Annotated in this window: 8 protein-coding genes; 6 read left to right on the top strand and 2 right to left on the bottom strand. The window is 71.8% G+C overall.

Translation table 11 applies throughout. The annotated features are described in order from the left end of the window. The first annotated feature begins 53 nt into the window (after window positions 1-53). From OG937_15745 to serA, 6 genes are all read left to right on the top strand, one after another. Complete coding sequence (locus tag OG937_15745) at window positions 54-1,007, top strand: 2-hydroxyacid dehydrogenase (GenBank protein ID WUD73043.1); 954 nt, start codon at window positions 54-56, stop codon at window positions 1,005-1,007. Window positions 1,008-1,279: 272 nt separating this feature from the next. Beyond that, window positions 1,280-4,114: an EAL domain-containing protein gene (locus OG937_15740; protein WUD73042.1), complete on the top strand. Its 2,835-nt coding sequence runs from the start codon at window positions 1,280-1,282 to the stop codon at window positions 4,112-4,114. 212 nt (window positions 4,115-4,326) lie between these two features. Next, on the top strand, window positions 4,327-6,204 hold the full coding sequence (locus OG937_15735; protein ID WUD73041.1) for an acetolactate synthase large subunit: 1,878 nt from the start codon (window positions 4,327-4,329) through the stop codon (window positions 6,202-6,204). Between the two features lie 32 nt (window positions 6,205-6,236). After that, complete coding sequence (ilvN, locus tag OG937_15730; GenBank protein ID WUD73040.1) at window positions 6,237-6,764, top strand: acetolactate synthase small subunit; 528 nt, start codon at window positions 6,237-6,239, stop codon at window positions 6,762-6,764. Between the two features lie 76 nt (window positions 6,765-6,840). After that, the gene (gene ilvC / locus OG937_15725; GenBank protein ID WUD73039.1) at window positions 6,841-7,839 is read left to right on the top strand and encodes a ketol-acid reductoisomerase; all 999 of its coding nucleotides are present in this window, start codon (window positions 6,841-6,843) and stop codon (window positions 7,837-7,839) included. A gap of 254 nt (window positions 7,840-8,093) precedes the next feature. Then, the gene (serA, locus tag OG937_15720; GenBank protein WUD73038.1) at window positions 8,094-9,683 is read left to right on the top strand and encodes a phosphoglycerate dehydrogenase; all 1,590 of its coding nucleotides are present in this window, start codon (window positions 8,094-8,096) and stop codon (window positions 9,681-9,683) included. Here the strand turns inward: serA and OG937_15715 are convergent. Both OG937_15715 and OG937_15710 read right to left on the bottom strand, forming a co-directional pair. After that, window positions 9,667-10,974: a glycosyltransferase 87 family protein gene (locus OG937_15715; protein WUD73037.1), complete on the bottom strand. Its 1,308-nt coding sequence runs from the start codon at window positions 10,972-10,974 to the stop codon at window positions 9,667-9,669. The genes serA and OG937_15715 overlap by 17 nt on opposite strands. 138 nt (window positions 10,975-11,112) lie before the next feature. Next, window positions 11,113-12,300, bottom strand: a complete 1,188-nt coding sequence (locus OG937_15710; protein WUD73036.1) for a helix-turn-helix domain-containing protein — start codon at window positions 12,298-12,300, stop codon at window positions 11,113-11,115. Between the last annotated feature and the right edge of the window lie 92 nt (window positions 12,301-12,392).

The raw sequence follows: 12,392 nt of genomic DNA, 5'->3' as shown, positions 1-12,392 counted from the left end.
GCTGACCTCCGCTGACCTCTCGCGCCGCCCCACTGTGCCATAGCCTCCTGACCATGGCTGACATCACCCGGAACCACCGCCCCACGGTCTGGCTCCCGATCCCCGCAGCGGACGTCGAAGGGCTCCCCGCAGAGCTCGACTACCTCTTCTGGGACGGTGCCGAGGAGTTCCCGGCCGACCCGGCCGACGCCGCGTTCTACGTGGTGCCCTACATGAAGGGCCCCGAGGTCGCCGGCCGCCCGCTGCCCCGCATGTCCGGGGTCGGCGTGGTGCAGACCCTCAGCGCGGGTGTCGACCACGTCCTGCCCTACCTCCGGCAGCTCCCGCCGGGTGTGCGGCTGTGCAACGCCCGCGGGGTGCACGAGGCCAGCACCGCCGAGCTGGCCGTCACCCTCACCCTTGCGGCCCTGCGCGGCATCCCCCGCTTCGTACGCGGCCAGGACGCCGAGGAATGGCACGCCGGCTTCTACCCGGCGCTCGCCGACAAGCACGTGCTCATCGTCGGCTACGGAGCGATCGGCGCGGCCATCGAGGACCGGCTCACCCCCTTCGAATGCCACGTCACCCGGGTCGCGCGGTTGTCCCGGCGCTCTCCGCGCGGCCCCGTGCACGCCCTGGGGGACCTGCCGCGGCTGCTGCCGGAGGCGGACGTGGTCGTCCTGTCGACCCCGCTCACCGCGGACACCCGCCATCTGGCCGACGCGCGGTTCCTGGCCGGGATGAAGGACGGGGCCCTGCTGGTGAACGTCGCCCGCGGACCCGTGGTGGACACCAAGGCGCTCCTCGGGGAGCTGGAGGCCGGCCGCCTCCAGGCGGCACTCGATGTCACCGATCCCGAGCCGCTGCCTCCGGGGCACCCGCTGTGGCACGCCCCGGGCCTCCTGGTCAGCCCGCACGTCGGCGGCAGCACCTCCGCGTTCCTGCCCAGGGCCAAGCGGCTGCTCCGCGAGCAACTCCGCCGTTTCGCGGCCGGCCAGGACCTCGCGAACGTCGTCATGACCACCTGACCGCGCCGTGGCACCGGGTGCCCCACGCGTGGGGCAGGACGCTACGTGTGGTCACGCTGTGTAGAGGAACTATGTCCCTGAGTGACTGAACTGGTGTATCGTCCCGCACTGGGGGAACACGACCGGCGTGGCTCGGCGAGCTGCGAACGGGCGTGGGACGACTCAGGACTTGATGGGGGGCGACGGGCGATGTACGGCCAATGGAGAGAGCATCCGACGCTGGACCACAGCACACCGTGCCGGGGACGCTCACGGCGTCACGGGACGACACCGTGAGCGCGCCCGGTGCGGTCCTCTCGCAGGCGTCCGCGCCGGGCAACCGGACCGGCCTGCTGCCCCAGATGCTGCTGGCCGTGCTCTGCGGCGGCTACGCCATCGGATCGGCCTTCGGCTGGGGATCCACCGGGCTGGCCCTGGTCATGGGCGACTTCGGGCTCTCCGTGGCCGCGCTGGCCGCGGCCGTCTCCTGCCTGGTCTACGTCCACAGGGCCCCCGCCGACCGCTACCGCCCCGCGTGGGCGTTGTTCGCCGTCTCCTCCGCCATGGTGGCGCTCGGCAACGGCATCTGGGGCTGGTACGAGGTCGTGCTGCGCGACGACGTGCCGCGCACCTCGGTCGCCGACTTCTGCTTCCTGCTCTTCGCGCCTCCCGCGATCATCGGGCTGCTGGTGCTCGCCAAGCGGCCGGTCACCCGGGCCGGCTGGGTCTGTCTCGGACTGGACGCCTGGCTCATCGGCGGCTCCCTGCTGACCCTCTCGTGGACCCTCGCCCTGGCCCAGACGGCCCTGTGGGAGGGCCGCAGCACCGCGCGCATCGCCCTGTCCCTGGCGTACCCGCTGCTGGACATCATGCTCGTCAGCATGGTGCTGGCGCTGCACTTCCGGCGCTCCTCGGCCAACCGGGCGGCGGTGAACACCGCCATCGCCTCCCTCGCCCTGACCGTGCTGTGCGACGCGCTGTTCACCTCGCCCCTGCTGCGCGAGCACTACAGCTCCGGCCAGATCCTGGACGCCGGATGGTTCGCCGGCAGCATGCTGCTCGCCTACGCCCCCTGGGTCGGCGAGCGGGTCGCGGCGGAGCGGGCGACCGCGGAACGGCAACAGGAGCAGGGCCGCCGGGTGAGCGGCTCGCTGGCGGCGCTGACCCCGTACCTGGCCGCCGCGGTCTGCGTGCTCGGCATCCTCTACAACGTCATCGACGGCCGCAAGAGCGACCGGGTGGTGCTCCTCACCGGCTGCACCGTGGTGCTCGCCCTGGTCGTGCGTCAAGGGATCATGCTGCTGGACAACATGGCCCTCACCCAGGAGCTGGCCCAGAAGGAGAACCACTTCCGGTCGCTCGTGCAGGGCTCCAGCGACGTCATCATGATCGCCTCGCCGACCGGCGTGCTGCGCTACGTGAGCCCCGCCGCCAAGGGTGTGTACGGCTGCGATCCCGAGGAATGGGTCGGCACCGAGTTCGCCACCCACATCCATCCCGAGGACCTGGGCCGGGTGGTGCACGAGGTGCGCCGCTTCCTGGCCGCCCACGCGGCCGAGGAGCCCGCCACCCGCATCGAGTGCCGCATACGGCACGGTGACGGCAGCTGGCTCAACGTCGAGTCGATCGTCAACCGGCACCAGGGCGGCCTGATCTTCAACAGCCGGGATGTCACCGAGCGCGTCCGGCTCCAGGCCCAGCTGCAGCACAACGCCTCGCACGACCCGCTCACCGACCTGCCCAACCGGGCCCTGTTCACCGAACGGATCCGCCAGGCGATCGGCGGCCGCCGGGCCGGCGACGGCGACACCGGCACCACGGCGGTGCTCTTCATCGACCTCGACGGCTTCAAGGCGGTCAACGACACCGTCGGCCACCAGGCCGGCGACGAACTCCTCGTCCAGGCGGCGCGGCGCCTGCGGGACTCGGTGCGCGCCGGCGACACCGCCGCGCGCCTGGGCGGCGACGAGTTCGCCGCCCTCATCTGCGGCACCAGCGCCGACCGCCATCTGCGCGAGTACCAGGTCCACGAGGTCGCCGACCGGCTCCGCGCCGCCCTCTCCGAGCCGTACCGGGTGGACGGCACCGAGGTCCGGGTGGCCGCCAGCATCGGCGTGGCCTTCGCCGACCCCGGGGTCAGCGCCGGCGAGCTGCTGCGCAACGCCGACCTGGCGATGTACCGGGCCAAGCAGGCCGGCAAGGGCCGGGTCGAGATGTACGCGCCCGCCATGCAGGCCGAGGTGGTGCGCCGGGCCGAGCTCGCGGGGCGGCTGCGCACGGCCCTGCGGGACGGCGAGTTCGCCCTGCTCCACCAGCCCGTGGTCGACCTCGGCACCGGCGAGGTGACGGCGGTCGAGGCGCAGGCCCGCTGGCGCTCCGCGCAGGGCATCCTCTTCACCCCGGCGGAGTTCCTGCGGGTCGCGGAGGACACCGACCGCACCGCGCAGTTGGCCCGCTGGCTGCTGGAGGAGGCGGTCGGCCAGGCCGCGCTGCGCCACGCCGCGGGCTGCCCGGTCCCCGTCGCCGTACGGCTGTCCACCCGGCGCCTGATGCACCGCGAGCTGCCCACCAAGGACGTCGAGGCCCTGCTCGAACGGCACGGGCTGCCACCGGACTCCCTCGTCCTGCAGATCGCCGACCAGGACCCGCGGATCTCCCTGGACGAGCTGGAGCGGCGGCTGACCGCGCTGAGCCGGCTCGGGGTGCGCATCTCCCTGGAGGGATTCGGCAGCGGCTACGCGCCCATGAACGCGCTGCGGCGGCTCCCCGTCGACGTGCTCAAGCTGGACCGGGGGCTCACCGAGGGCGTCGTGGAGTCACCACGGCTGCGGAAGATCACCGCGGGGCTGCTGCGCATCGCCGAGGACCTCGGGATCCGCTCGGTGGCCGAGGGCGTGGACCGTCCCGAGCAAGTGCTGGTCCTGCGTGAGATGAGCTGCACCCACGGTCAGGGCATGGCATTCTCGGGGCCGCTGGACGAGCACCGGCTGCGCTCCTCGCTGACCCGCGGGGGCTACCCGGTGCCCGGTGGGCCGGTCCCGCTCGGCAGCAGCCGGATCTCCGTGCGCGGCACACGTAAGGCGGACGAGCTACGCTCAAATAATGAGACGCCCGTCCCACCCGCTTGACACTCCCCGCTCGCGAGGAGGAAGGTCAGTCCCATGCGCACCCGAATTCTCGTACTTGGAAAGCGCGTCGGCTGACCCGGGGCCCCTGACCGCCTCGTGGAACGCACCGACGCGCTCCCCTCGCTTGCCTGCCGGCACGAGGGGTTTTTTGTTGCCTGGGATCCAGACATACCGCCCTCTCCACCCTCAAACTCCTGAGAGATGAGAACCAGATGACCGAGCAGGCCACCGGGGCCCACCACCCGCAGCCGCGGGCCCGCGGCGCCGCGCCGCAGCCCACCCCCGCCGAGCGCGTCACGGGCGCCCAGTCCCTCATTCGTTCTCTTGAGGCGGTCGGTGCCGACACGGTGTTCGGCATCCCGGGTGGTGCGATCCTCCCCGCGTACGACCCGCTCATGGATTCCTCGAAGGTGCGCCACGTCCTGGTCCGGCACGAGCAGGGGGCGGGCCACGCCGCCACCGGCTACGCGCAGGCCACCGGCAAGGTCGGCGTCTGCATGGCGACCTCGGGCCCGGGCGCGACCAACCTGGTCACCCCGATCGCCGACGCCCACATGGACTCGGTCCCCATCGTCGCGATCACCGGCCAGGTGGCCTCCAAGGCGATCGGCACCGACGCCTTCCAGGAGGCGGACATCTGCGGCATCACGATGCCGATCACCAAGCACAACTTCCTCGTCACCAACGCGGACGACATCCCGCGCACCATCGCCGAGGCCTTCCACATCGCCTCCACCGGCCGCCCCGGCCCGGTCCTGGTCGACATCGCCAAGGACGCCCTGCAGTCGCAGACCACGTTCTCCTGGCCGCCCACCGCCGACCTGCCCGGCTACCGCCCGGTCACCAAGCCGCACGCCAAGCAGATCCGTGAGGCCGCCCGGCTGATCAACGAGGCCAAGCGCCCCGTGCTGTACGTCGGCGGCGGCGTCCTCAAGGCCCGCGCCACGGGCGAGCTGCGCATCCTGGCCGAGCTGACCGGCGCCCCGGTCACCACCACCCTCATGGCGCTGGGCGCGTTCCCCGACAGCCACGCCCAGCACGTCGGCATGCCCGGCATGCACGGCTCGGTCTCCGCCGTCGCGGCCCTGCAGAAGGCCGACCTGATCGTCGCCCTCGGCGCGCGCTTCGACGACCGCGTCACCGGCAAGCTCGACTCCTTCGCCCCGTACGCCAAGATCGTGCACGCCGACATCGACCCGGCCGAGATCTCCAAGAACCGCGTCGCCGACGTGCCGATCGTGGGTGACGCCCGTGAGGTCATCGCCGACCTGATCGTCGCCGTCCAGGCCGACCACGAGGCGGGCCGCCGCGGCGACTACGCCGACTGGTGGAAGCTGCTGAGCGGGCTGCGCGACACCTACCCGCTCGGCTACGACCTGCCCGCAGACGGCAGCCTGTCCCCGCAGCAGGTCATCCAGCGGATCGGCGAGCTGGCCCCCGAGGGCACCCTCTTCGCGGCCGGCGTCGGCCAGCACCAGATGTGGGCCTCGCAGTTCATCTCCTTCGAGCGGCCCAACACCTGGTTCAACTCCGGCGGCGCCGGGACGATGGGCTACGCCGTCCCCGCGGCCATGGGCGCCAAGGCCGGCCGGCCCGGCGCGACGGTGTGGGCGGTCGACGGCGACGGCTGCTTCCAGATGACCAACCAGGAGCTGGTCACCTGCGCGCTGAACAACATCCCGATCAAGGTCGCCATCATCAACAACGGCGCCCTGGGCATGGTCCGGCAGTGGCAGTCGCTCTTCTACAACGAGCGCTACTCCAACACCGTCCTGCACGCCGGCGAGACCAACGCGGGCCGCGGCTCCCACCAGGGCGTCAGCCAGACCCCGCCGGCCGGTACCCGCGTCCCGGACTTCGTCAAGCTGTCGGAGGCCATGGGCTGCGTCGGCCTGCGCTGCGAGTCCCCCGACGAGCTGGACGAGGTCATCGAGAAGGCCAACGCCATCAACGACCGCCCGGTCGTCGTGGACTTCATCGTCCACGAGGACGCCATGGTGTGGCCGATGGTCGCCGCCGGCACCTCCAACGACGAGATCATGGCCGCCCGTGACGTCCGCCCCGACTTCGGCGACGCCGCGGACGACTGAGGACCGAGAGAGAAGCAGAGGAACGACGCGACATGTCCAAGCACACGCTCTCCGTCCTGGTGGAGAACAAGCCCGGCGTCCTGGCCAGGATCACCGCCCTGTTCTCCCGGCGCGGCTTCAACATCGACTCCCTCGCCGTCGGCACCACCGAGCACGCCGACATCTCCCGCATCACCATCGTGGTGAACGTGATCGAGGACCTCCCGCTGGAGCAGGTCACCAAGCAGCTGAACAAGCTGGTCAACGTCCTGAAGATCGTCGAGCTGGAGCCGTCCGCCGCCGTCCAGCGCGAACTCGTCCTGGTGAAGGTGCGCGCCGACAACGAGTCCCGCTCCCAGATCGTGGAGATCGTCCAGCTGTTCCGCGCCAAGACCGTGGACGTCTCGCCCGAGGCGGTCACCATCGAGGCCACCGGCGGCGCCGACAAGCTCGAGGCCATGCTGAAGATGCTGGAGCCCTTCGGCATCAAGGAGCTCGTCCAGTCCGGCACGATCGCGATCGGCCGCGGCGCCCGCTCGATCACCGACCGCTCCCTGCGCGCCCTCGACCGGACCGCATAGCGAGACCGTAAAACTTGATTCCGCCCGCGGACGTAGTGTGTGGGCAACCCCCCAGATCACCAAGGAGAGACCCGAAGTGGCCGAGCTGTTCTACGACGACGATGCCGACCTGTCCATCATCCAGGGCCGCAAGGTCGCGGTCATCGGCTACGGGAGCCAGGGGCACGCGCACGCGCTGTCGCTGCGCGACTCGGGTGTGGACGTGCGGGTCGGCCTGCACGAGGGCTCCAAGTCCAAGGCGAAGGCCGAGGAGCAGGGCCTGCGCGTGGTGACCCCCGCGGAGGCCGCGACCGAGGCCGACGTCATCATGATCCTGGTCCCGGACCCGATCCAGGCGCGGGTGTACGAGGAGTCCGTCAAGGACAACCTGAAGGACGGCGACGCGCTGTTCTTCGGTCACGGCCTGAACATCCGCTACGGCTTCATCAAGCCCCCGGCCGGTGTCGACGTGTGCATGGTCGCGCCCAAGGGCCCGGGTCACCTGGTGCGCCGTCAGTACGAGGAGGGCCGCGGCGTGCCGTGCATCGCGGCCGTGGAGCAGGACGCGACCGGGAACGGCTTCGCGCTGGCGCTGTCCTACGCCAAGGCGATCGGCGGCACCCGTGCGGGTGTCATCAAGACGACGTTCACCGAGGAGACCGAGACCGACCTGTTCGGTGAGCAGGCGGTGCTGTGCGGTGGCACGGCGGCGCTGGTCAAGGCCGGTTTCGAGACGCTGACCGAGGCCGGTTACCAGCCGGAGATCGCGTACTTCGAGTGCCTGCACGAGCTGAAGCTCATCGTGGACCTGATGTACGAGGGCGGCCTGGAGAAGATGCGCTGGTCGATCTCCGAGACCGCCGAGTGGGGTGACTACGTCACCGGTCCGCGCATCATCACCGACGCCACCAAGGCGGAGATGAAGAAGATCCTCGGTGAGATCCAGGACGGCTCCTTCGCCAACAACTGGATCGCCGAGTACAACGCCGGCCTGCCCCGGTACAACGAGTACAAGAAGGCCGACGAGAACCACCTGCTGGAGACCACCGGCAAGAAGCTCCGCAAGCTCATGAGCTGGGTGGACGAGGAGGCGTAAGTCCTCCGCACCGCGGTCGGAACCGGTCCCGGGGGCGCCGCGCCCCCGGGACCGGCGGCTTTGGCCACCCCGTACACCCTCGTGCGGGTGATCCTTCCACGTTGGCGCAGGATGCCGGGCCCGCCGCCGATACACTCCATTAACAAGCGCGTCAGGCTCACAGCGTCGTGCGTCTTCCACGCGGCATGCCATCCCTCTCCACCGCCTTCGGCCGTCGGGACGCGGCCGTAGACCAGGGACTAGTGAGGACTCACGTGAGCAACCCCGTCGTACTCATCGCTGAAGAGCTGTCGCCCGCCACCGTTGACGCCCTCGGGCCGGACTTCGAGATCCGGCACTGCAACGGCGCCGACCGGGGAGAACTCCTGAGCGCGATCGCCGACGCCGACGCCATCCTGATCCGCAGCGCCACCAAGGTGGACGCCGAGGCCATCGCCGCAGCCCCCAAGCTCAAGGTCGTGGCCCGCGCGGGCGTCGGCCTGGACAACGTGGACGTCTCCGCGGCCACCAAGGCCGGCGTGATGGTCGTCAACGCCCCGACCTCCAACATCGTCACCGCCGCCGAGCTGGCGTGCGGCCTGCTGATCGCCGTGGCCCGCAACATCGCGCCGGCGAACGCGGCCCTGAAGCAGGGCGAGTGGAAGCGCAACAAGTACACCGGCGTCGAGCTCGCCGAGAAGACCCTCGGCGTGGTCGGCCTCGGCCGCATCGGCGCCCTGGTGGCGCAGCGCATGTCGGCCTTCGGGATGAAGATCGTCGCGTACGACCCCTACATCCAGCCCGCGCGCGCCGCCCAGATGGGCGTGAAGATCCTCAGCCTCGACGAACTGCTGCAGGTCTCCGACTTCATCACCGTGCACCTCCCCAAGACCCCGGAGACCGTGGGCCTGATCGGCGAGGAGGCGCTGCGCAAGGTCAAGCCGCACGTCCGCATCGTCAACGCCGCCCGCGGCGGCATCGTGGACGAGGAGGCGCTGTCCGCCGCGCTCAAGGAGGGCCGGGTCGGCGGCGCCGGCCTGGACGTGTACGCCAAGGAGCCGTGCACGGACTCGCCGCTCTTCCAGTTCGACAACGTCGTGGCCACCCCGCACCTGGGCGCCTCCACCGACGAGGCCCAGGAGAAGGCGGGCATCTCCGTCGCCCGCTCCGTGCGCCTGGCGCTCGCCGGTGAGCTGGTGCCGGACGCGGTCAACGTCCAGGGCGGTGTCATCGCCGAGGACGTCCGCCCGGGCCTGCCGCTCGCCGAGAAGCTCGGCCGGATCTTCACCGCCCTCGCGGGCGAGGTCGCGGTCCGCCTCGACGTCGAGGTGCGCGGCGAGATCACCCAGCACGACGTGAAGGTGCTGGAGCTCTCCGCCCTCAAGGGCGTCTTCGAGGACGTGGTCGACGAGACCGTCAGCTACGTCAACGCCCCGCTCTTCGCGCAGGAGCGCGGGGTCGAGGTCCGCCTCACCACCAGCAGCGAGTCGCCCGACCACCGCAACCTGGTCACCGTGCGGGGCACCCTCTCCGACGGCACCGAGGTGGCCGTCTCCGGCACGCTGGCGGGCCCCAAGCACATCCAGAAGATCGTCGCCGTCGGCGACGACGACGTGGACCTGGTCTTCGCCGACCACATGGGCTTCCTGCGCTACACCGATCGTCCCGGCGTCGTCGGCACCATCGGCCGGATCCTGGGTGACGCCGGCGTCAACATCGCGGGCATGCAGGTCGCCCGTGACCAGGCCGGCGGCGAGGCGCTGGTCGCGCTGACCGTCGACACCGCCATCCCGGCGCCGGTGCTGGCCGAGATCGCCGAGGAGATCGGCGCGAGCTCGGCCCGCGCGGTCAATCTCGAGGACTGACGGCCGGTTCGCTCCGCTGGGGGCGGCCGACCCGGGCGATCCGGGACGGCCGCCCCTTCGCCGTCAGCGCCGCCATCGCGGGGGAGCCGGGCCGGAAGCGCAGCGCCACCGCCGCCAGGAAGACCAGGCCCAGCACGGGGTACGGGGAGGCGAAGGGCTGCAGCCACCACGCCAGGTGCAGATCGAGGTCACCGGCCTTCGGCACGATCCACAGCGTGCGCGCCAGGAAGGCCACCGCGGCCACCCGCAGCGCCCAGCGGGGCGCTTCGGCGGCGAGCAGGATCAGCATCGGCACGCACCACACCCAGTGGTGCGACCAGCTGATCGGCGTGATGAGCAGCGCCGTCACCGCGCAGCACACCACGCCCCAGGCCTCCCGGCCCAGCCGGCCCATCCGCACCGAGACCGCGAGCCCCGCGCAGGCCACCACGAACGCGGCGACCGCCCACACGGCGCCAGGGTGGGCGGTGTGCAGCATCCGGGCGACCAGGCCCTGCAGGGACTGGTTGTCGACGATCCAGACCTTGCCGATCCGGCCGGTGTCGAACAGGCAGCGGGTCCAGTAGTCGACCGTCGCGCCGGGCAGCGCGAGCGCACCCAGCAGCGTGGTGCCGGCGAAGGCGGCTGCGGCGACCGCGGCCTCCTTGCGCCGGCCGGTCAGCAGCAGGTAGACGGCGAAGATCGCCGGGGTGAGCTTGATGCCGGCCGCCACGCCGATCGCGATGCCCTTGCCGCGTGCGCCGTCCGGCCTGCTCAGGTCCCACAGCACCAGCACGGTGAGCAGCAGGTTGATCTGGCCGTACAGCATCGTCTGGAAGACCGGCTCGAGCCACAGCCCGAGGGCCATCGCCAGGACCACCACCACCCAGCGCGAGCCGCGGGCGCGCGGCCACCCCGTCGCCCGGCAGGACAGGTGCGCGAGCAGCCCGAGCAACAGCAGGTTGCCGCCCATGAAGGCCACCTTCAGCAGCGGTACGGGCAGCCACGTCGTCGGTACGAACAGCAGCGCGGCGAAGGGCGGATAGGTCGCGGGGAGCTTCCACTCGGTGACGGTGAAGCCGTACAGGTCGGTGCCGTCGACGGCGGCCGCGCCCTCGGCACGGTAGACCTGCATGTCGGCCATGGGCACGGGCATCGACAGGCAGAGCACGGTGAAGGCGGCCAGCGACACGACCAGCAGCAGCCCGGCCAGGAGCAGTCTGCGATCGGGGCGCGGTCTGCCGGGGACGGCCGGCGGTGTCCTCCACAGCGCTGGGCGTTCGCGTCCGTGGGCCTCCGTGGAATGAGTCACCGGCTCCTGATCCCCTTGTTTCGCTCCGCGGTGTCCGCGCGGGACGCGCGGGTCACCCGCGTCCAGTGCGTGTTGATCAAGCCCCCCAACGGCCTCGCGCCACGTTACTTGTGCCCCCTCGGGTCGGCAACAGTCCCATCAGTCCCCGAGCCCGGCCGTCTTGAGGGCTATGTGGAGCAGCAGCCGGTCCTCCCCGTCGTCGAGGTCGAGGCCGGTCAGCCGCTCGACGCGGGACAGCCGGTAGTAGAGCGTCTGGCGGTGTATCCGCAGTTCCGCCGCGGCGCGCCCGGCCTGCCCCGCACGGTCGAGGTACACCTCGGCGGTACGTGCGAGGTCGGCGTGCGAGGGGTCCAGCAGCGGGCGCACCGCCGGGTCCACCGCCCCGGTGGGCAGTGCGGCCAGCATCCGGTAGGGGCCGATCGTGTCCCACTCCGCCGTGCGCCCGAGCCTGGGCTGGGCACGGGCGGCGCGGGCCGCGGAGACGGCCTCGTGCCATGCCTCGGGCAGCTCGGCGAGTCCCTGGCGCGGGGCGCTGATCCCGGCCCGCGCGTCCGGCTCCGCCGCCCGGCCGTTGCCCTCCATCAGCCGCGCGGCCGCCGTGAGCGCGGGCCCCGACATCGTCGTCGAGCGCAGCCGTACCAGGGCGGCGAGCGCCGCGACCGGGGGCTCCCGGTGCGTCTCACCCGTGGTCTCCTGCGGCGGCACCACGCACAGCGCGGCGGCGCCCGGCACACCGCGCGGTCCCGGGGCGTCGCCGTCCTCGCCACTCGGCCAGGGAAGGACGCACACCACCGCGTGGGCCTCGTCCGCGTCCGGGCCGAGCGCGGCCCGCAACGCCTCGCGGGCGGCCGTGCGGCCGGGCCCGGGGGCGGAGCCGAGGAGATCGCCCAGCGCCCGGCCGGCGTCGGCGCCCGCGCGGGACTCGGCGGCCAGCAGCGCGCCGATGCGGGCGGCGACCGCCATGGCGGCGGCCAGCTGGGCGTCGGTGTGCCCGCTGGTGTCCAGCAGCCACACGTAGCCGTGGACGACGCCGCCGTGCCGCACCGGCAGGCACAGCCGGGGCCGGAACACCCCGGCGTCGGGGGCGGCGGGGATGCGAACCGGGGCCGTGGCGCGGGCGATGCCGAAGCGCTCGAACCAGGAGCGGACCTCGGCGGTGGAGCGGCGGGTGAGGATCGACCGGGTCCGCACCGGGTCCATGGCACTGTCGTCGTCGCTGTCGTGCGCACCGAAGGCGATCAGCCGGAAGTCGCGGTCCTCCAGGGTCGCGGGGGCGCCGAGCAGCGCCGAGACCTCGTCGACCAGCTCCTGGTAGTCACCGCGCACGCCGCCATTCTCCCTCATACATCTGTATGAGGGATGCCGATCGGATGCGTGACAGCTGTCGATGGCGGGCGGGGTAGGTGGATCCTAGATTT

It is taken from the genome of Streptomyces sp. NBC_00510, from assembly GCA_036013505.1.
Taxonomy (GTDB): domain Bacteria; phylum Actinomycetota; class Actinomycetes; order Streptomycetales; family Streptomycetaceae; genus Actinacidiphila.
The sequence above is the reverse complement of the archived record's forward strand: the minus strand, read 5'-3'. Positions and strand labels throughout refer to the sequence as shown.

What these genes read in the sequence shown, in the direction of transcription:
- OG937_15745 (WUD73043.1), top strand. Translation starts at nt 54, where the DNA reads ATGGCTGACATCACCCGGAACCACCGCCCCACGGTCTGGCTCCCGATC.
- OG937_15735 (WUD73041.1), top strand. Translation starts at nt 4,327, where the DNA reads ATGACCGAGCAGGCCACCGGGGCCCACCACCCGCAGCCGCGGGCCCGC.
- ilvN (WUD73040.1), top strand. Translation starts at nt 6,237, where the DNA reads ATGTCCAAGCACACGCTCTCCGTCCTGGTGGAGAACAAGCCCGGCGTC.